Genomic DNA, 21,721 nt, shown 5'->3' on the forward strand with positions numbered 1-21,721 from the left:
TTATGATACAACAACTTAGACAATGCCCACAAACGCCTGTGGCTATTAACTATCACGAGAGAATACAAATTGACCTTTTCCTTTGCGTTTCGCTTCGTACATCGCTTCATCGGCAACCTTTAGAATCACGTCGATATCACGCTCCAAACCGTCAACTAAGTGTATGCCCAAGCTCGCTCCAACATGAAGCGAACGCTGTTTATAATTCACTTCTTGCCCGATAAGCTCTAACAAACGTTCGGCTAGCTTCGCTAATAAGATTTTGTTTGTCTGCTTAATAATAAGTACAAATTCATCTCCCGACAAACGTGCAACCAAATCTCCCGCTCTTACCTGAGATAACAACCTGTTTGACACTTCTTTCAGGATTTCGTCACCTGCATCGTGTCCATAGTTGTCATTCACTTCTTTGAAGCCATCCAAATCCAAGTAGATAACCGCAAAATGCTGATTTGAATAGTGGCTCGACGTGACAACATCATCCATAACTTTATACAGTTGCGCTCTATTCGCTAACCCGGTTAATGCGTCGTGATGAGCTAAGTGTTCGAGTCTTTCCATCTCTTTAACGTTAGATAAATCAGACAGAGTTAACACCATATCAAACTCGTCTTTTTCGTTGTCTGAGGCAACTCTATTCACTTTGACAAACATAGGGACTAACGTGCCGGATGCGCTTTTCTCCCACACTTCGCCTTGCCACTGCCCATAATTTTCCAATGAGCTGCGAATAGTCGGCATGAGTGACGAAAACTGTTGCCAAGAAAATACTTCAAATGGTGTTTTGCCCACCAGCAGATCGGCGTGATACCCCAGTAGTCCAGTGACCGCTGGGTTTACCATGGTAATTACGTTGGACGAGTTAAGTACGATTAGGCCGTCTTTACTATTCTCAAAAACACCGGCCGCAATACGTTGGCGGCTCATTGCCGTTTCGATGTTCGTGACATCTTGAATTGCATAAAGGATACGGCCATGTTTTGACAATGAACGGCTACTCACTCGAAGCCAACGTTTAGATTGAAAGAGATCAGTGGTTTCCAGCAATTCGTCATTCAGTTCAATATTGGCGTTGATAACATCTTGTAAGAACCCAACTTGCTTGGTTACGATCAACTCTTGGATCAACAAGTGTTCAAGAAAGGCTTCCGAGCACTTAAAAATATCGCGAGTGGCTGCATTTGCATGAACGATGACCCCTTTTTCATCTACAACCAACAATGAGTGCTGAACGGTCTCAATGACCTCATTCGCGAACGACTTCTCTTCTTGGAGTTTATCCAGTGTAAAATTGATTTGGTTGTCCCGGTGTTGAAGCCTTTCAAGCATGGTATTAAAAGCTCGAACCAGCTCCCCAATCTCATCGCGGTTGGTTACGACTAATTTTGGCTGCTCTGATCGGCGTTCGATAAAGGCTTGCATCGCGTCATTGAGGTCAAACATCGGCTCGATAATCAAGCGTTGAACCAATTTGACCAGCACGCCGCCTAAGATCACCAGAAACAGAAGATAGACGGCTGCAACCTTGAAAATATTCGTTAAGATTGAATTAAACGTCTCTTTTGATATTGTCACTCTCAAGTTCGCGATAACAGCGTCATCCAGCGTCACAGGAACGAGCAAGAAGATTAAATGCTCAGAGATGGCAAATTGATGATCCGCGATATCGTCTAATTCATCTGCGTTCGGCCTTGGAACCAATGTGTTGTTCACTTGGTAGCTAGCAAATAGCTGTTCGTTAATGTCATAGAGTTTGACCCTGACAATATCTTTATCTGCAACGAAAGCTGACAAAATCTCTTGAGCCGAAGATTTGTCCTCAAATAGAATCGCGGCTTGTAGATTATAAGCAACACCTTGTGCTAACACTTTAACTCGCTGGATCAGGCTTTCTTTTTCTCTTTCAAACGTGACAGTGTAATTTACCGATTGAATTGTCACCAAAGTAACCGTGATGAAGATGATAATCGGTAATATCAACTTGTTTTTTATCGATATATTATTAATGAAAGACAGCATTATTGGTCCTCCACTATAGCGATTCGTAACAGGTTTGAGCCAATGACGTAGTCACCGCGCCTTGCATTCTCGAGATTGATCTTAGGTTTGAGCTTATTATCAATGTGAGTAAGCTCAATGACTCCACCTAAGTCTGTAAAGTTAGGGATATCACTGATTGTCACAGTATGTGGGGAGTGCTCTTGACTAAGGAATTGGTCATTTTTACGGTCAGACAAATACGTAATATCACACTTAGATGTAATCGACTGTTGAACTTGGATAGCGAGCGAACGAATAGATTTCCCCTCTGTAATTGACGTCAGCACTTGGCTTACCTTTTCATCGCCAATCACACAAAAGTTCACAGCGTTCATTGAGCTTTCATCATTCCAACGTATAAAATTCGCAATTCTAAAAAGGTACACCGCTTTCACTTCATAAGGCTTGAAGTTAGCCGCCGATGCATTCAAAGGCACAATAAGCATAGCTAAAGTGACCAGGCCTAGTTTAGTAAAACCGAGCTTAATACGGTGCCTAATCCACTTAGAATTCATGAGAGATCCTCACATACACCGACTCTTGATTGACGCTTTTCTGAGATGTGAATTCAGCTTGATAGCCGTCACTCTCACCTATGTTTTCAACAACCACTTCAACTAAAGGCGCTGCGGACGACTTTTTCCATGCGAGACGCGCATCAAAGGTTATTTCATGTGGGTAAGACTGCCATTCATATTGAGTGCCATCGCCTGCTACCCAATAGTCTGGGTAATTCACATTAATGTACTGGCCAATCACATCGAATTGCCAACTTTCTGTGATATTCCACATCAACTGTGCCGTGGCTAAATGTTCATTATCAATATCGTAATAAACACTCGTTTGAGGACTAGATTTAGGGTCATCACCTTTGTTTTTTCCCTCTAATGTTGTGTAGGCATAGCTCAAGTAACTGGTGATATCTTGAGTGAGCTGATAGCTTGCGCCTAACTCCAAGCCATATGTTTTCGCTTTATAATCATCAGACAGTACACCGACATAGACATGATTCGCGGGGATATCATTTGGGTCATAACTGTGGAAGCGAAGGTTGTCATGTTCACTCAGATATATCGTCGCATCGAGTTCGAAATTTGAATTGTTTGAGTAGCGATAACCCATTTCCGCCGTTACGACGCTCTCTGTTTCCAGGTCAGAATTCGATTTATAGACATCAAGGTAGCTGTCGTTAGAATCAGCATAGTAACTGTTGAAGTAATATGTGGAGTTTGAATCCATATAAGAAGGAGCAACCACCGCACGACTCAAGCCAGCCCAAACAGAATGGCGTTGATTTAGCTGATATAAACCGCGTAGTTGAGGTGAAAGTTCTGTCGAGTCATTCTGTGTAAAGTGTTCTGCCTTGAAGCCAAGAGTTATCGATAGCGCTTCTGTCATTTGAATTTGAGACTGTACAAATGCGTTCGCAATATAATCGTTAGCAGATTGGATATTGTAGGCTCTACCGTAGTAATCGGGATTGTACCAATCCACGTCCGAAACTTGGCTTGAGGAGAAATCAAGGTACATATATCGCAGGCCACCACCGAGTGTTAGCTGATGGTTTGCCGATAGTTGGTTGATATAAGTAGAGTCAAAATCGATGGTCGAATAGCTTCCCGGAGCGTCTGGCGCGTTATCCTCATTATATTCACCCCATAACGAATATGAGAGTGTCGAACTTTCATCAAAATGGCGAGAATCGTTGAACTGGATATAAACAGATTGGCTTTTATTATCAAAATCGTTGGCTTGTGATCCGACAAACGATCCTGAATTATCATATTGGAACGTATACAACTCCGACTCATAAAAGCTTTTCTCACCACCAATACGTAATGACCAACTTTCTTCAGCATTACTTGGCTGAAATACCATCCCTGCCGTTTGTGCTTTCCATTTTTCAGATTCGTTTGTGCGATATGTGGGTTCTTCTCGGTACTTATAAAAGGCACGAGCATTCACACTGTCGTTGAGGCTTAATCCCTGACGAACACTAAATTCATAGTTATCAGTATTAGAAGCGACACCTGAGAGATAAGTCCCCTGCGTATCATTGGCAGACTTAGTAATGATATTGACAACACCATTAACCGCGTTGCCTCCCCAAATTGTTCCGCCGGGGCCTTTTAGTACTTCGATGCGTTCGATGTCGGCAAGTACATAATCAACGTCGCTCCAATACGTACCGCCATAGACTGGGCTAAACAAGCTGCGTCCATCCATCATCACGAGCATCTTGTTATATAGCCCATCATGAAAACCACGGGCAGAAACAAACCATGAGGTTTCGTTAAACTTGGTTACTTTGAGTCCAGGGACAAGCGTTAGGACTTCCGCAATAGTTTTTGCCCCACTGCGCTGAATTCGCTCATTAGAAAGCACATACACCGACGAGGGAATGTCAGTGAGTTTTTGTGTCACTTTCGAAGCCGTTTCCATTTCGACATCTAACATCGACAACTCTTCAAGACTCATCGACATGAGTTGGTCTAGAGAGTTTACTTGAGCATAGACAAAAACAGGTGTCGTTAATGCTAGTCCTAAGCAAACCTGGCGGGATATCATGTGCTCACCTAATATACAGATAGATATTAATCCTTTAATCAATAGTTCAACTATATATGAAATGCCATACTGGTAAATTTACGGTATCGAAAGTATGAGTTAGGTCACTGTTTATTTGTGGTATTTATAAGACCGTCATTACTTACCTCAACGTAAAGGATTAGCACCACGTGACAACGAAGATTTTGCTTAATTGCGACATGGGAGAAAGTTTCGGCAATTGGAAGATGGGCGATGATGAGTCGGTCATGGAATGGGTCGATATGGCAAACATCGCTTGTGGCTTCCACGCGTCTGATCCGCACGTTATGTCCAAGACGATAAAACTGGCGCAGCACTATCACACCCAAATTGGTGCTCATCCCGGTTATCAAGATCTCGTTGGTTTTGGTCGCCGTTCTATTCCACACACCATGGACGAAATCAGTGAGCTGGTTTGTTATCAAGTCGGTGCATTACAAGCCCTTTGCCGCTATCACCATACCACTGTTGGCTATGTGAAACCTCATGGCGCTCTTTATAACGATATGATGGCAAACATTGATGTGTTCAATGCGGTAGCCCAAGCCGTCGCTGAGTTTAACATCCCGTTGATGATTCTCTCTTCATCAGACAATCAACAGTATTTGGATATTGCTGACGACCATGACTTGCCTCTCTTGTTTGAAGCGTTTGCCGACCGTGCTTATTTAAATAACGGACAATTAGCGCCACGTACTCAAAAAGGCTCGGTTTACGTCAATCAAGACGATATCTATAACCAAGTTATGCAAATCATTAACTATGGCTCGGTTACGACTTTAGAGGGCGAAAGACTGCCTATTGAAGCTGATACTATCTGTGTTCATGGTGATAACCCTCAATCCATCGCATTAATTAGAAAAATCAGACAAGACCTCAACGCTTTTAATTAGTATGAAGCGTGTGATTGGTATGACGCATGGTCTAATCGCTCGTGAGATCTAATTGATTTGTATTGGCTTGGACACGGAAGTGAGACACGCCAAGTAAGCTAAAAAAGGCAAGATAACAAACGTATGGAAACGAAATGACGACGAATCAGATTGAATTCAATATAGCGCCAGTCGCGGAATGCAGCGTTTTGGTGACCTTGACGCTATCGCCTTCAAATAATCAATCTAGCGCCGAATATGCGCATTACATGGCTCACTTTTCCGATGCCATTCGCCAAAACTTAGCATCGGTGTTGATGAATGTGACACCGGCTTACCAAACAATATTGGTCGACTACCTCCCTTATCGAATATCAGAACAGCAGCTCATTGAACAGCTCAATAATTTGTTGAGTCATGCTCTGTCGTCCTTTTCTAGTGTTAGTAAAACTCGCGATACGATTGAGCTTCCTGCCTATTACTCACCAGAAACGGCGCTCGATTTAGACCGATATCAAAACAAAGGCCTGTCGCTCGACCAGATAATTCAACATCACACCTCACAGACATACAGCGTCAGTGCGATTGGGTTTACGCCTGGCTTTGCCTTTATGTCGGATGTGGTTAATGAGCTTGCCTTGCCCCGTCACTCCACACCCCGCTTAATTGTGCCCAAAGGCAGTATCGCCATCGCGGATACGAAAACAGCTGTGTACCCTTCGGATTCACCGGGCGGTTGGAATATTATTGGCAATTGCCCACTTCCGTTGTTCGATCATAGCAAGTTGAAGAACGCCGATATCACGCAAAGACCACTGTCTCTGCTTAATGTTGGTGATACCGTCCGTTTCATAGCAATTTCAAAAAAAGAATTTGTAGATTTGGGTGGAGGCATCGTAAATGGCTAAGACAAAAACTAAACCAACACTGACAGTGATTAAGCCCGGCCCGTTGAGTTTGATTCAAGACTTTGGGCGATTTGGTGTTGCTCATCTTGGATTAACGCAAGGTGGACCGGTTGATGACTACTCTTATAGCTGGGCTAACCATCTATTGGGCAACCCAGTCAACCAAGCGGCGTTGGAAATCACGCTTGGGCAATGTGCGTTGAGAATCGATTTTGATTGCGAGATGGCACTATGCGGGGGTGATTTACAAGCGAAACTCGATGGTAAACCACAGGCTAACTGGAGCACTTTTCAAGCTTTTAAGGGGCAAGTTCTCTCATTTGGTTTGCCTAAAAATGGTCTAAGGGCGTATTTAGCCATTAAGGGCGGTTTCGATGTTCCATCAACTCTTGATAGCTGCTCTACAGTCACTCGTGAAAAGATTGGTGGATTAACGCAAGATGGAGAGCCATGCCAACAAGGGCAACAAATAGCTTTTACCCAGCACCAACTATCACATTCATTTAAAGCGGTAAGTGTTACCTTCCGATACACGCCTGATTACAATCTACCCGTGAACCTACGAGTGATTGAAGGCTATCAAAGCGAGCTATTCTCCGAGTCAGCAAAAGAGACTTTGTATAACGCGCAGTATCACGTTGACCAAAACTCAAATCGGATGGGTTATCGACTCAGTGGCGAACCCGTCGACTCGCCTGACATTTCGCTATTGTCAGAAGGCATTGCCTTAGGTGCGATTCAAATTCCACAAGATGGACAGCCTATCGTGCTGCTTAATGATAGACAGACCATAGGTGGTTATCCGAAGATAGGATGTGTCGCCAGAATCGATTTACCACGCTTGGCGCAAGCAAAACCTGGACATGCGATATCGTTCAGCAAGGGCGATCGCTTGGGCTTACAAGATGTTTGGTGCCAATGGGCTCAGTTTTTCGGCTATTAGTTTTTGCGATGTGTTATGTGCTAAATGCTATGTAGCTGAGAATAATCAACTAGGAAGATGTCATTTAGATGAGGTTCGGTATCTAAGCAGATGTTGAAATGAAGATTCGGCTTACCTATTACAGTAAGCCGAATTGAAGAAATTAAACGCAGTCGATGATGATAGACTAATTATAGGCTATTAAGCGTGATCTTGACCTGACACCTTGGCAAGCGCTTCTGGGTATCCACGTTCTTGTGTCAAATCTATCGCTCTGTTTTCAATATCATTTAGATTAAGTGACATTGTCACTGAGTGTGTGTCTTCAATAGATGCCGCCTCTGATACATCAAACCATTGCTCAGCGACCTTTTGTGCCGCTTCTAATGTTGAAGAAGCTTTTACTACTTCAAGTCGAGCATAGCGATCCCCACAGAATGAAACGTCTGAAGCTCTTAAGCTTGGATCGGTTCCCGGAATCTGTTGTGCACCAAACAAAGGTTTACCACCGACCAATGCAGAACTGAAACTTGGGATGAACTGAGACATATGCGTTATTGCCGCGCGAGTTCTTAATTCAAGCTGATCTTCACTCCAACCCGATACGATTTTCTTAAGCAGCTTCGAAGGCAACTGTGGCTGTGACGAGTCTGTTGACGATGAAACAAGCCCACCCTCAAACAGAGTAATCCCTTCTGTCATGCCGTGAAGTTGGAACACACCATCAGCATACGGCGTTAATTGCGCCATGCCTTGCGGTGTGCCTCTCGGGCCATGAAAGATAACTTCTGGCCACTCTTCCTTACATTCTTGCGAATATGGCCACTCTGTAACGTATGCAGCTTTAAACTCAACAAGTCTTTGCTGCTTAGAGCCAACAAAGTCATCTACGATACCCGTTTCAAACCCACTCGCATTAATCAAGTAATCGGTCGTTAGTTGGCAGCTTTGGTTTTCGGCATCGGTATAAGTCAAAGACCAACCTTGACCTGTCGACTCAACAGATTGTAATCGGCTGTTGGTTAACACAGTACAGTTAGCTTGTTGCCCCAAAGAGAGTTGAGCGGTCGCAGAAAGTCGGAATACGCTCCAGCCATACTCTTGGACCATCGCAACAGGATACTTTAGGGTCTCTAAATCCGTATGCTTGGCGAAAGGAATACACCAATCATCAAGCGATGTTGGTTTCAGAGGCTGTGTTTTCGCAGAAAGTGCTAATAAATCTTCTTTGCTGTACAGCTTATAATACTCTTCCGGATCACCGAGCACTTGGTTGCTTTTATCTTGTTTAACAAGATCGGCATAAGCGCTTTTGATTATCTTGAGACGAGGAAGCAGATCCAACGGCTCTCCACCATCACTGTGCGGAACGGCGATGATTGTCGGACGAATATTGATCGTATGAGGGAATAAGCGGACGGTATCAATTGACTGTGTGAGCAATTGAAGACACTGCTCTACAGAAATATCTCGATACAAATTGCCGCCAGCGTGCAGGTGGCAAATTGGTGGACCATTAACCAAACTCGGCCCTTTTTCTAAGATAGTGACCTTAAAACCCAACTCACTAAAGTGAATCGCGCTCGTTGTTCCGGCAATACCACCACCAACAATGGCAATAGAAGGTTGATTTGTATCCGTTTTGTTGTGGTTCATCGTGTTCTGTAGAATAAGATTAACTGCCTCTATTCTACTTTTGTTCTGCGATGAATTAAAACACATTTTTATCAAGGTCTTAGATAGGCGGGATTTAATATCTATGTAAAAAACATAAATAATCTCTTGACTCAATAACTCCAGATAGGGTTTTAAAGGTTATTCTAACAGTCAAATTTGTCCTAAGTGACGCCACATAAAGGCTGCCTCAGTACTCTTAAAACATAGCGGTTAACTTATCCCTAAAGTTATCCACCGTTTTTGTGGATAACTGTTGATAACGTTCTTGCTAAGTTGCGCAAACCCTTTGTTTACAGGGACTAACCGCTGTTCATTAAATCGGCATTATTGGGTAATTAGTTTTAAAAAATGCTAAAAACAGTGGAATCTAAGGTTCGATATTTTTTACTTATGCTACCGGTTGGTTAAATAAAAAACGGTCTAAAGCGACGTATTATAAATAGTGCATGACTAAGTATAAATAATCTCACTTTTAGACCGTTTTAAGCGCTTGGCTAGATCTCGCTAACGACTAGCCAAAATCCTTGTTTACTGGTGCCAACAAACGTTTGATTAAGCTATTCACTACCGCGGCTAATGTGATGAACGTTAGCACCGGTAGCGCTATCCACAACATCGGGTGAAGTGAAGGTTGTAACTCAAAACCAAAGTTCATCACTCCTGCCACGCTGAGCTCAGAACCAAGGGCTGCAATTGAGCCTGCGACTAAAGCCATTAAACCGTACTCACACCAAATAGTATTGAGAATTCGCTTCTTACTCGCGCCTAATGTTCGATACAAGCGTATCTCTTGTTGTCTTTGAGATAAGCTCAATCGCAATAGAGTGAAGATAAGCAACAGCCCCGCCACCACACCTAACGCCGCAAGTACGGTAATCGACCAAACAATCTGCTTAAGCAACTCTTGGATCTTGCTACCCATCTTACGAATATCCATCAAACTCACGGTTGGATGATTTCGAGAGAGTTCGTTGAGCATCTGATTGTGTTGTTCTTCTAATCTGAAGCTCACTAGCCAAGTAGAAGGGATTGAACTCAAGACATCTGGAGTAAAAATGAAGTAGAAGTTCGGCTTCATTTCTCGCCACTCGACTTTGCGGATGCTATTCACCTTGGCAGAAACATTCTGGCTGTTGATTGTGAATGACAGCTCATCGCCAATCTTTAGATCCAGTTGCTCCGCGACATCCGATTCCACAGATACGCCATGCTCTTGCGTCCAGTTACCTTCTAACACTTCATTGTACTCGGGTAAGCTATCTCCCCAAGTGAAGTTGATCTCTCGACTTAGTGCGTCTGTTTCGCCTGAGGTATCGCTGTATTCCGACGCTTCAACACCGTTTATCGTCGTCAGTCGTCCTCGGATAATTGGAAACGCTTGAGTACGCTCTACTTCGTTTGCATCAATCGTCTCGAGATAACTGTCTTTCTCATAGCTTGCAATGTTAAGTGCAAACGCATTCGGTGCGTTCTCGGGTAAGGTTTGTTGCCAATCTGACAGTAAATCACTTCTTACCAACCAGATGATAGACAGCAACATCAGTGAAAGCGCTAAAGAGCCAAATTGAATCCCAGTTGCTAAAGGTGTGCGATTAATTCGACTCAATGCCAAACGCATCGATGTCGATGTCGGCAACTTACTAACTAAACGCAGAACAAGCGAACTGACGACCGCAAGCACTAAGAACAGGCAAGCGATACCCGCTAAAACTATCCATACCAATAGATTGTCGCCATACATCAGCATCATTGGAATAATCGGTACCAGTAACAACAAATATTTCTTGTAGCTTTCATTGGACTGGTGACTTGATTGAATCACGCTGATTGCCGAGGTGTTGACCAAGCCAATTAACGGGATACCAAGAGCAGGAACACCAATTAGGATGCTTGATAAAATCGCCAAGATTGCAGGTTCAATACCATAGCTAGGAAGTGGCGTTGGTAATAAGTCGCCCAGAGGTATACGAAGCAAAAACTCCAAGCCGATACCGATGGTTATTCCCAGTACTGCACCGATAACCACTAACAAAGATACCTGTACAGACAACCATTTAACGATCCACTGCTTGCTTGCACCTAAACTCTTAAGCATCGCGATGGTTTTACGACGACTCGCAACATAATGTTGGCAAGTGAGTACCAAAGTGGTCGCAGCCATGATCACTACGATAGCTACCGTTAGTGATAAGTATTGAGTGGTGCTTTCGAACATGTCGTTGGTACGACTGGCTGAGTCTTGTGTACGCCAGCGGTCACTTGGTGTCAGTTCGATACTGTCTTGTGCGGATTTGAGTTTCGATTCATCACCATTTAAAAACAATCTAAAGCTAACGCGACTGCCCGGTTGAATCGCTCCCGTGGCATCAATATCGCTTGTATGAATCAGAACGGCTGGCATCTGTTGGAATGGGTTAAAGCTTAAGCCTGGTTCTTGAGTGATTCGTCCAGTTATCGCTAAATCGGCATCGCCAATAGTGACAACGTCACCAATCTCAACCTCTAACTGTGCAAATATACGCTCGTCTAACCAAAGTTCCCCTGGCTCAACATGGTTACTTGATGCTTTATCAGCACCCACTAAGATCATTTCACCGCGTAATGGATAATTACTTTCAACCGCTTTCACCGTCACTAACTGCATCGAGTTGTCACTGAATGCCATGGTTGAAAAACGAGTCAACTGAGAGCTTTCTAACTGTTCAACTTGAGTGAGGTCTAATAAGGATTGTGGAACTGGGTTTGCTGAGATAAACACGATATCGGCAGTAAGCGCATCTTTGCCCTGCTTAACAATTACCTGCTCCATACGTTCGGCCAACGCCGACAATGCAAATACACAAGCAATAATAAGCGTTAAAGCGATTGAAACTGGCCAAAGCTGACCGTGTCGAATCTCTTCGATACTCCATGAAAACAGGCGTTTATTCAGTCCGTTTGATGAATTCAATTTAGACTTCCTCTATCTGACCGACATGCATCTTGAGTGTTCTTTGGCAACGTTGTGCAAGCTTAGGATCGTGTGTCACCAACACTAACGTTGTGCCGTGGGATGAGTTCAATTCAAACAACAACTCGACAATTTTGGCAGCAGTTTGTTGGTCTAGGTTGCCTGTGGGTTCATCGGCAAAAAGAATTTTTGGCTTAATCATAAATGCGCGCGCCAACGCGACCCTTTGTTGTTCACCACCCGATAGCTGCGACGGCAAATGATCAAGCCTGTCTTTCAAGCCTACTGATTCAAGCAGAGCAGTCGCGCGTTCGATGTCTTCGTCTGCTCCCTTCAACAAACAAGGTAACGTGACATTTTGCAGCGCAGAAAGGCTTGGAATTAATAAGAAGCTTTGAAATACAAACCCAACCGATTCACTGCGAATCTTAGCCCTTGCCTCATCATCAAGCTGTGAAAGTGGCTGCCCTAATAAACTGATTTCACCTTTCGTTGGTACGTCAAGACCAGCTAGCAGCGTCATTAGGGTCGACTTACCCGCACCAGACGTGCCGACAATCGCGACGGTTTCGCCTTCACGAATATCGATATCGACGTGCTCTAGGATTGTTAAATGTTCTTGATTAGTAGACACTGTCTTCGAAACAGCTTCTGCTTTAATGATGGATGTATGCATGACTCGACTAATTTCCTTTTTATTCTTTATTTTATTTTCAACCGCTTCTTTGGCTCAAGATACCGAGTTAGATTCTAAGCTACTGGTCCTTGGTGATAGCTTGAGTGCTGGTTACAACATGGACATCAAACAGAGTTGGCCAAACCTGTTACCAGACGCATTAGCAAAGCATGACAAAACAGTCACCGTGGTTAACGGAAGTATTTCGGGTGACACAACTGGCAATGGTTTGGCTCGCCTACCACAATTGCTTGAAGAACACGCTCCAGACACTGTTCTTATTGAACTTGGTGCGAATGATGGACTTCGTGGATTCCCACCGAAGCTGATGTCTGCGAATCTTGATCAAATCATTGAGCAGATAAAAGCTGCGGGCGCGAAACCTATAATGATGCAGATAAAAATCCCACCGAATTACGGAAAGCGTTACAACCAGCAGTTTGAATACGTTTTTGCAGCGCTTGCTGATCAACAAAACGTGCCACTTTTGCCCTTTTTCCTTGAGCACATCATCCTTAAACCTGAGTGGATGATGAACGATGGACTGCATCCAAAACCAGAAGCTCAACCTTGGATTGCTGAATTCGTCGCCGAAGAATTATATCAGTATCTTTAAGTTTTAATGGTCTAGCTCAATAAATTTTACACAGCTTTACGTTAGCCTGAGTGCATATCACCGTTAACTGTAAGGTTATTTATGCTGATCGAACCTGTTATCAAGGGTGTGGTAGCCAAAAGCGCTCACCCTCTTGGCTGTCAAGAAGCCGTAAAGCAACAAATCAAGTTTGTTAAGAGTGCGCCGCAAATCAAAGATGGCCCTAAACGCGTACTGATTATCGGCGCTTCCTCAGGCTTTGGCCTTGCCGCTCGTATTGCCCTTACCTTTGGCGGCGCAAAAGCTGACACTATCGGCGTCTCATTCGAGCGCGGTCCAAACGAAAAATCCCTAGGTAGTGCTGGTTGGTACAACAACATCTACTTCAAAAAAGAAGCAGAACGAGAGCAACGCACTGCTATCAATATCGTTGGCGATGCATTTTCGCAAGAAACACGTTCACAAGTTGTTGAAGCCATTGAAACCTACTTTGAAGGTGAAGTGGACCTGATTATCTATAGCTTAGCTGCGGGCGTTCGTCCTAAACCAGATTCCGATGAGTTTTGGCGCTCTGCCATCAAGCCTATTGGTGAAAGCGTAACTGGCGCGACGATTTCTCTGGAGCACGACAATTGGGTGACAAACACACTTGATGCTGCAACGGAAGAAGAAGCCGAAAGCACACTCAAAGTGATGGGCGGCGAAGATTGGGAACAATGGATAGATGAGCTTATCAACGCTGAATCTATCGCCCCGGGTTGTAAGACAATCGCGTTTTCTTATGTTGGTCCAGAAGTCACACACCCTATCTATTTAGACGGGACATTGGGGCGAGCTAAGATCGACCTTCACCAAACCAGCCACGCACTTAACTTAGAGTTAGCTAACTTTGATGGCAACGCTTACGCGACTGTCTGTAAAGCCCTAGTCACTAAAGCGAGCGTTTTCATCCCGGGACTCAGCCCTTATCTACTTGCTTTGTACAAAGTTATGAAAGAGAAAGAGACCCACGAAGGTTGTATTGAACAGATGCAGCGCTTGTTTAGCTGCAAACTGTATGGACAAACTAAAGTGCCACTTGATGGTGAACGTCTGATTCGTATGGATGACTGGGAATTAGACCCTGAAACCCAAGCACACGTAACAGAGCTGTTAGAAAAGATGGATGAGAACAACTTCAAAATGTTAGGCGATTACCAAGGGTTTAAAGAGGAGTTTCTGCAGTTAAATGGGTTTGCTCAACCTTCGGTAGACTATAACCAGAAACTTAATACTGAAGATTTTATAAAATTAAAGCCTTAATCGAAACTTATCTCATTACTGAGACCCAGATTCACATTTGAAAACCTCTGCAAAATTGCGGAGGTTTTTTCGTGCAACATTTCTTATAATTAATTAACGTAAGGTTCATAGTTTATTTGGTTCATCATAATTAACACAGGATGTGTTGATGCATTTAGCATAATTGACTCGGAGTCATATGAAGAAAATAAAAACTCTCGATTTAGATATCCCAGACGATATGGAGCACGGTTGGCAGAATATTGTCGACCTCTTAGCTCAAATTACTCAAGTGCCCGCAGCACTAATCATGCGTGTTCACGCCAATTACATTGAAGTTTTTTCAACCAGTCGTAGCGAGAACAACCCATACAACAAAGGTGATTCTGAAACGCTGGGGAATGGGCTGTACTGCGAAACAGTGATGGAAACTCAACGACAGCTTCTTGTGCCTAACGCGCTTGCCGATCCTAAGTGGGACAACAACCCAGACATCAAACTCGGCTTAGTCTCCTATTGTGGTATTCCATTACTTTGGCCTAACGGTGAACTGTTTGGCACCATTTGTATCTTGGACTCGAAAGAGAATCACTACACCCCTACTTATATCAAACTGTTAGAGAGCTTTCGGACTTCGATTGAATCTCAGCTTAAAACCCTATTCCAACACGCCAAGCTTACCCAAATGAATCGCGACCTAAAAAACCGCGTTTACAATCGCACTAAAGATCTCGCGAGCCTTAATTACTCGTTGAATCAAGAAATTGATAAACGAAAAGCGGCTGAACAGAAGATTAACTTCCAAAAGAATCACGACCTCGGCACCGGCTTTTTAAACCGAAACGCATTTGAATCTCGCTTAAACCACAAGCTACTGTCACAGAGAAGGCTGACAGACAGCTCATTTGCAGTCGTTCATATTGGTTTTACCAACGGTAGACGCATACAAGCACGCTACGGCTATAACGCGTTAGACCAAGTGCTTGTTGAATACCGAAAACGCATCGACTGTATTTCTGATATCGATGTATTAACTGCACGCCCTACTTCGGTTGACCTCGTATTGGCGTTTAGCGTTAAAGATTTACACCATCGCCTTGAAGAACTTTGCCAGACGCTCGTTAAAGTTGGTCATTCAGAATTCGACATCGAAAGTGACAAAGTGCATTTGCACGCGTTTATTGGGATTGCAATTACGAACGACGAAGATGACGCGGAAAGCATTCTGCAGAAATCTTCTGAAGCGATGTTAGCCTGCAAAGATTCAGGACAAAAGTTCGCTTACTACTCTCAATCCCATACCGAAGAACAAACTCACATTAATAAGATCGAAGGCTATTTGCTTCAAGCCGTTCGTAATGATGACCTTATGCTCTACTTTCAACCCAAAGTTAGCCCGTTGACGCATCGCTGGGTCGGTGCTGAAGCTTTGCTTCGTTGGCGACATCCTGTTTTGGGTGATATCTCTAACGAAACCCTGATCCACATGGCTGAACAAAACGGTTTGATTTTCGAAGTGGGCAGCTTTGTTTTACGCAATGCGATTGAAAAAGCCAAAGAGTGGTCCGAATACGTTGAAGATTTCAAGATGGCTGTGAATGTGTCTGCAATTCAACTCAAGAACGTACACTTTGCGGAACAAGTGGTTCACCTCCTCGAAACCTATCATTTAGAGCCTCGTTTCTTAGAACTTGAAGTTACGGAGAGTGGACTGATAGCAGATGAAGTGGTTGCCAAGAATACCTTGGGATCTTTGCACGATATTGGCGTTACATTGTCACTAGATGACTTCGGTACGGGCTACGCCTCCTTCAGTTATCTGAAGAAGTTCCCATTCGACACCATTAAGATTGATAAGAGCTTTATCGACCAAATGCTCAACTCACACGAAGACTCGGAAATTGTTCGTTCTATTGTCCAAATTGCCAAAAAGCTCGACTTAAAAGTGACGATTGAAGGCATAGAAACGGAGGTTCAGGAGCAATTTATTATTAACGAAGGCTGCGATGTGGGCCAAGGTTACCTTTACGGAAGACCAATGCCGAGCCAAGAATTCGAACACAGCTTAATCAATCAAAACTATTTGGGGACAACTCGTTACGCTTAAAGCGAAAAAGAGCAGTTAGTTTTGGATTTAGGCCTACTTTCTCTTTACTCTAAAGGTGGTGATTTTTATAATCGCCGCCTTTCTGTTTTTATCTTTCCCTTTATATAGGCATTCCTCGTTATGGATCAGTTGACTGCAAAGCTTAAAAAGCTCGAAAAACAAAACTACCGTGCATATCAACAAATTAAAGGTCAATACGACTTTGCTGATTTTGAATTACACATCGACCACATCCAAGGTGACCCATACGCGTCAGCTTCTCGTTTTCGTGCAACGCGCGCGTGGTCTTTGACCGGGTTAGATTGGCTGAAAGAAAAATCTTACGAATACCAAGTAGCCGCTCGTGACTTTATCGCACGTAGCTTCTCTGAGTTCGCGAAACAAGAGTCGACCGTTTCTATCGCGCTGACGGGTCAAACCGTATTAGACAACACAGCTGTTGTATTCACAGACCACGGCATCGAAATTCGTTTCCGTATTAATTTACCAGCTGATGGTCGTAGCATTCTTGCTAAGAAAGCGAACAACATCATCACTTTCTACTTACCGAAGTTTATTCGTCGCGCGACGCTTGAGCGTGAGTTAAACATCGATGCAATGATCAAACATTGTGAAACGATTGAAGACCAAGAAGCGCTGCGTGCTCAATTGGATGAAAACAACCTAGCCGCTTTCGTTGCAAACGGCAGTGTGTTACCTCGTATCGCGGGTAACTGCGACCTTCCAATGAAAGACGCGGTACCTTTCGCGGCTCCAGAATCATTGAGTGTTACGTTAAATACTCCAAACCAAGGTGACGTGACCGGCCTAGGCATTCCAAAAGGCATTACGCTGATCGTTGGTGGTGGTTTCCATGGTAAATCGACACTGTTGAACGCCGTTGAACGTTCTATCTACAACCATATTCCTGGTGACGGTCGCGAAGGCATTGTAACTGCGATTGATACGATGAAGATCCGCGCTGAAGATGGTCGATGTGTGCACAGCTTGAACCTGTCAAACTACATCAACCATTTACCAATGCAGAAAGACACATCTGACTTCAGCACACAAGATGCGTCAGGTTCTACGTCTCAAGCGGCTTGGTTACAAGAATCGATTGAAGCCGGCGTTCAAACTCTACTTATCGATGAAGATACGTCAGCGACTAACTTCATGATTCGTGACGAGCGTATGCAAGCGCTAGTGTCAAAAGGCGATGAGCCAATCACACCACTTGTCGACCGCATTGGTCAGCTTCGTGAAGAGATGGATATCTCTACCATTGTTGTAATGGGTGGCTCTGGTGATTACCTAGATGTCGCGAACACTGTGATTCAAATGCACGACTACCAAGCGGTAGATGTGACTGAAAAAGCAAAAGACGTGATTGCTCAGCACCCTACTCAGCGTACTAACGAATGTGAAACTGCTTTAGAAACGTTTGTACCGCGTTCATTGAACCGTGCTTCACTGATGAACATTCTGACTGACGGTAAATTCCGTGTTAATGCTAAAGGCAAAGAGTCACTGCGTTTTGGTAAAGAGTTTGCAGACCTTTCTGCGCTTGAGCAATTAGAATCACCGTCTGAAGTGAATGCGATCGGTTGGGCTTGGTTCCAATTCGCACAAACTCCAGGTTGGTCAAACAACCCTGCTAAAGAGTTTAACGCTATTTTAGAAAACGAATGGCACGCTAACATGCCTAACTACGGTGACCTAGCGAAACCAAGAACGTTAGATGTGATGGCTGCTCTGAACCGTATGCGTAAATCTCAGTTCAAGCCTTCGAACTGATTTCGTTAAATATCGGATTTATTGTGCTTCTAGGTTTTTGAAGTTTTAATCTTCTAATTTACTAAAGCTTCTAAGCCACTAAATAAGCAAATTAACCTTTTACGGCTCTCATTCTGAGGGCCGTAAATTTATCTAACCTCTTTTGACCTAACCTCTAGTGTCGTCAAAACTCTTGAACTTTATAAATTCATAAAACCAATCTTTACATCAATTACTTATCATCTTTTGTAATGAGAAAATTAAAGGCACTGTTTACCGCCATCTAATGCTGTCGATCCCTCAAAACATGACACAGCTTTTACAAAACCCTAGTGATATTCAGATAAAGTCCCGATTCGACAAGTGTAACCAAATGTAACAGACCCTTGAGGCTTCAATGAATCATAAACGCGTTAAGATGCGTGACCATAAAATCGAAGTGAACCTATTCAAAAACCGCGTAATCGTCGCGTTTTGTGGGATCTTGATGTTCACTCTTGTCTTAGTCGGCAATCTATACCGACTTCAAGTTGAAAACTTTAAAAGCTATCAAACTCGTGCCGATGGCAACAGAATCAAAGTATTACCTATCGCCCCTACTCGTGGACTTATTTACGACCGTAACGGCGTGTTGCTTGCAGAGAACAAGCTTGTCTTTGATCTAACCATGATTCCTGAGCAAACCGATGATGTCGATGCAATGCTCACCAAGCTAGACAAATATGTCCCCCGTGATGCAGAGCAGATCGCTCGTTTCAAAAAACGCTATCACAACACCCGCCGTTTTAAATCTGTGACTATTCTAGAGAACTTAACGGAGGAAGAGATCGCCAAGTTCTCCGTGCACCAGTACCAGTTCCCCGGCTTATCTATCGATACCAGCTTAAAGCGTTTTTACCCGAATGGTGAGGTGCTTACCCATGTTCTTGGTTACGTGGCGCACATCAATGATAGCGATCTCAGAAAGCTTGAAGAACAAGGGATAGAAGCGAATTATCAAGCTACAACAATCATAGGAAAACTGGGTGTTGAACGTTATTACGAAGATATTCTGCACGGCACCAAAGGTTATCAAGAAGTCGAAGTAAACAGCCGTGGGCGAATAGTCCGAACCATTGAGTACGTGCCGCCAGTAGCCGGCAAAGATATCGTGTTAAATATTGACCTTGAGCTGCAAAAATACGTCTTTGAGCAACTTGATCACCGAACTGGAAGCGCGGTTATTCTCGATCCGAAAGACAACAGCGTGTTGGCGATGGCATCAAGCCCGAGTTACGACCCTAACCTATTTGTCGACGGCATTTCGAGTAAGAACTACCAACGTTTATTGAATGATCCGGCTCACCCGTTGGTTAACCGCACCACACTAGGCGTTTATCCTCCTGCCTCAACCGTTAAACCATTTATGGCTGTGGCAGGACTGCAAGAACATGTCATCTCTGAAGATACCATCCGTAACGACCATGGCGTTTGGAGAATTCCTGGCTCTAAACGAAACTCTAAATCGTGGCGTGACTGGAAACGTTGGGGTCACGGACCTGTCGATGTCACTCAAGCCATTGAAGAGTCGGTAGATTCATTCTTCTATCAAACCGCTTTCGATTTGGGTATTGACCGAATTTCAAGTTGGATGAACCGATTTGGATTTGGTGAACCGACAGGCATTGATATCTATGAAGAAAGTACCGCCAACATGCCGACTCGAGAATGGAAGATGATGCGTTATCGCACCCCTTGGTATCAGGGTGACACAGTTCCGATTGGTATTGGCCAAGGTTATTGGACATCGACACCTATGCAACTTGCTAAAGCAACATCAGTATTAGTTAATCATGGTAAGGTGATGCCCCCTCATATCTTGAGAGCAACCTTAGATCACGGCGAAGATTTCAGTACACAACAACTTGTCGAACCGGAGCCAATGCCCTCAATCACCGAAGTGCCGGATAGAATTTGGGATGTACCAATCAACGCGATGCGACTCGTGAACCACGGAAGTAGAGGCAGCGGCAGACGTGCATTTAAGGGAACTGACTATACGAGCGGCGGAAAATCAGGAACTGCACAAGTCTTTGATCTTGCGAAAGATCAGGTCTACAACTCGAAGAAACTCGCTAGGCATTTACTTGACCACGCGCTTTACACGGCTTTCGCACCGTATGAACACCCTGAATATGTCGCAACTGTGGTCATTGAACACGGTAACGGCGGTTCAAAAGTCGGTGCGCCTTATATCCGTAAAGTACTCGACTATGCCTTTGAACATAAAAGTGGCGAGAGCAAAGATCACTCCTAACACCAATAACTTAAGTCGCTACAGCACATAACGTAGTTACCCAAAACATAACGTAATAACGACAAAGCCCCACTTGTGTCACTCACAATGTGGGGCTTTCTGTTTTAGGGTTCTAAGCAATTAGACAGCTAAAAATGCCTGTCGATTATGAGCTTCTTAATACATGCCATGCTTCACAGAGCGTCTGAAATTTTGCGGTGTTGCCTTCGTCTCTGTCCGGATGCCATCTCAATGCCAGTTGTCGCCAACGTTTTCTAATTTCATGGTGTGTCGCGTCTAAAGGTAACTCAAACAGGTTCAATGCTCGACTTCGATCCATATCGAGTTCATCACCACCCACATACTTTCTATACCGAGTCCAAAATTCGTTCAACAGCCTTTTGACTTCACCTTCATCCGCTTCATAGTTAACCCAATTAATGTAGTATTCTCGAAGTGGGTCTTGATGATCGATGCTGTGACTGCTTCCGTGATAACGACCATTCATCAATTCGATGTCCATCGCTTGGACTTGGAGCCAACCATCTGGGTGTAAGGTTTCTTGAAGCTGATAAAGCGCATTCATGATAAGGAAGTTCTTTTTAAACAACTCTTTCTCAGGCACAGCATCCAACACTGGCACAAACCCAAGATCGTTCAGATGAGCTGCCAATGTGTGTACTTTCCATCCGCTTGGCTTTTGCTTAAGCACTTCCATTATCGGCCAAAGCAATGGGTTTTCCATATGGCAATGAAAGTTTGCTCTCACATCTTGATAATTCGACATAGTTGACTCAGTTAGCTTCTCTGAATTAATGGATTTCTAGAACTGTGGATACTATAAGTAACCTGTTTCGCATCCGTTGCGTATCTTCTTTAATTGAAAGCGATTTTCTAAGATTTGTCGAGCTTAAGGACAAACAACTTTCTAACGTTTGGCTTAAAGGCACCTTTTATCGTCAAAACTGAGTACCATTTCGTTGAATACAACCGTTAGTAATAAAGCCGCAATTCTTTGGTACGGATACAAAAAAGGTCAGCGACTTAGCTGACCTTTCACATCTATCCCAATTT

The 21,721-nt window shown here is 43.8% G+C and carries 15 protein-coding genes; 8 read left to right on the plus strand and 7 right to left on the minus strand.

Going from position 1 to position 21,721, the window contains the following annotated elements:
* Positions 1-45: 45 nt before the first annotated feature.
* The 3 genes from BCU34_RS20370 to BCU34_RS20380 are packed head-to-tail and all read right to left on the minus strand — an operon-like array spanning position 46 to position 4,608.
* Entirely contained in the window at positions 46-2,019 is a 1,974-nt protein-coding gene (locus tag BCU34_RS20370) for a diguanylate cyclase domain-containing protein (protein ID WP_102478740.1), read from the minus strand.
* Positions 2,019-2,555 carry a YfiR family protein gene (locus BCU34_RS20375; protein WP_102478741.1) on the minus strand — a complete coding sequence of 179 codons (537 nt, stop codon included), beginning with the start codon at positions 2,553-2,555 and terminating at the stop codon, positions 2,019-2,021. Before BCU34_RS20375 ends, BCU34_RS20370 begins: the two co-directional genes overlap by 1 nt.
* Positions 2,545-4,608 carry a TonB-dependent receptor plug domain-containing protein gene (locus tag BCU34_RS20380; RefSeq protein ID WP_102478742.1) on the minus strand — a complete coding sequence of 688 codons (2,064 nt, stop codon included), beginning with the start codon at positions 4,606-4,608 and terminating at the stop codon, positions 2,545-2,547. Before BCU34_RS20380 ends, BCU34_RS20375 begins: the two co-directional genes overlap by 11 nt.
* Before the next feature lie 170 nt (positions 4,609-4,778).
* Between BCU34_RS20380 and BCU34_RS20385 the strand changes: the two genes are divergently transcribed.
* The 3 genes from BCU34_RS20385 (at position 4,779) to BCU34_RS20395 (ending at position 7,352) form a co-directional block, all read left to right on the plus strand.
* Positions 4,779-5,522 (plus strand): 5-oxoprolinase subunit PxpA, encoded by a 744-nt coding sequence (locus BCU34_RS20385; RefSeq protein WP_017060084.1) that lies wholly within the window; start codon positions 4,779-4,781, stop codon positions 5,520-5,522.
* A 134-nt stretch (positions 5,523-5,656) separates the two neighbouring features.
* A complete protein-coding gene (locus tag BCU34_RS20390) occupies positions 5,657-6,409 on the plus strand; it encodes a 5-oxoprolinase subunit B family protein (RefSeq protein ID WP_102478743.1) in 753 nt (250 codons plus the stop codon).
* A complete protein-coding gene (locus BCU34_RS20395; protein ID WP_017060082.1) occupies positions 6,402-7,352 on the plus strand; it encodes a biotin-dependent carboxyltransferase family protein in 951 nt (316 codons plus the stop codon). The genes BCU34_RS20390 and BCU34_RS20395 overlap by 8 nt, the downstream gene beginning before the upstream one ends.
* 180 nt (positions 7,353-7,532) lie before the next feature.
* Here BCU34_RS20395 and BCU34_RS20400 read toward each other — a convergent pair whose 3' ends face one another.
* The 3 genes from BCU34_RS20400 to BCU34_RS20410 all read right to left on the minus strand — a co-directional run bounded on the left by BCU34_RS20400 (position 7,533) and on the right by BCU34_RS20410 (position 12,634).
* The gene (locus tag BCU34_RS20400; RefSeq protein WP_017060081.1) at positions 7,533-8,987 is read right to left on the minus strand and encodes an FAD-dependent oxidoreductase; all 1,455 of its coding nucleotides are present in this window, start codon (positions 8,985-8,987) and stop codon (positions 7,533-7,535) included.
* A 532-nt stretch (positions 8,988-9,519) separates the two neighbouring features.
* Positions 9,520-11,958: an ABC transporter permease gene (locus BCU34_RS20405; protein WP_102478744.1), complete on the minus strand. Its 2,439-nt coding sequence runs from the start codon at positions 11,956-11,958 to the stop codon at positions 9,520-9,522.
* 1 nt (position 11,959) lies between these two features.
* On the minus strand, positions 11,960-12,634 hold the full coding sequence (locus BCU34_RS20410; protein ID WP_017067780.1) for an ABC transporter ATP-binding protein: 675 nt from the start codon (positions 12,632-12,634) through the stop codon (positions 11,960-11,962).
* Between BCU34_RS20410 and BCU34_RS20415 the strand changes: the two genes are divergently transcribed.
* The 5 genes from BCU34_RS20415 to mrdA all read left to right on the plus strand — a co-directional run bounded on the left by BCU34_RS20415 (position 12,633) and on the right by mrdA (position 20,668).
* Positions 12,633-13,250, plus strand: a complete 618-nt coding sequence (locus tag BCU34_RS20415) for an arylesterase (protein WP_102478745.1) — start codon at positions 12,633-12,635, stop codon at positions 13,248-13,250. The genes BCU34_RS20410 and BCU34_RS20415 overlap by 2 nt on opposite strands.
* Before the next feature lie 81 nt (positions 13,251-13,331).
* Positions 13,332-14,531, plus strand: coding sequence for an enoyl-ACP reductase FabV (fabV, locus tag BCU34_RS20420; protein WP_102478746.1), 1,200 nt, complete (start codon positions 13,332-13,334; stop codon positions 14,529-14,531).
* Between the two features lie 178 nt (positions 14,532-14,709).
* Positions 14,710-16,617, plus strand: coding sequence for a GGDEF and EAL domain-containing protein (locus BCU34_RS20425; protein WP_017060077.1), 1,908 nt, complete (start codon positions 14,710-14,712; stop codon positions 16,615-16,617).
* 120 nt (positions 16,618-16,737) lie between these two features.
* Positions 16,738-18,393, plus strand: coding sequence for an ABC-ATPase domain-containing protein (locus BCU34_RS20430; protein WP_017060076.1), 1,656 nt, complete (start codon positions 16,738-16,740; stop codon positions 18,391-18,393).
* A 376-nt stretch (positions 18,394-18,769) separates the two neighbouring features.
* Entirely contained in the window at positions 18,770-20,668 is a 1,899-nt protein-coding gene (gene mrdA, locus BCU34_RS20435) for a penicillin-binding protein 2 (protein ID WP_102478747.1), read from the plus strand.
* 145 nt (positions 20,669-20,813) lie between these two features.
* Here mrdA and BCU34_RS20440 read toward each other — a convergent pair whose 3' ends face one another.
* Positions 20,814-21,434: a DNA-J related domain-containing protein gene (locus BCU34_RS20440; protein ID WP_029235437.1), complete on the minus strand. Its 621-nt coding sequence runs from the start codon at positions 21,432-21,434 to the stop codon at positions 20,814-20,816.
* Between the last annotated feature and the right edge of the window lie 287 nt (positions 21,435-21,721).

The organism is Vibrio sp. 10N.286.45.E10 (genome assembly GCF_002874195.2).
In the GTDB taxonomy this organism is placed as follows: domain Bacteria; phylum Pseudomonadota; class Gammaproteobacteria; order Enterobacterales; family Vibrionaceae; genus Vibrio; species Vibrio crassostreae.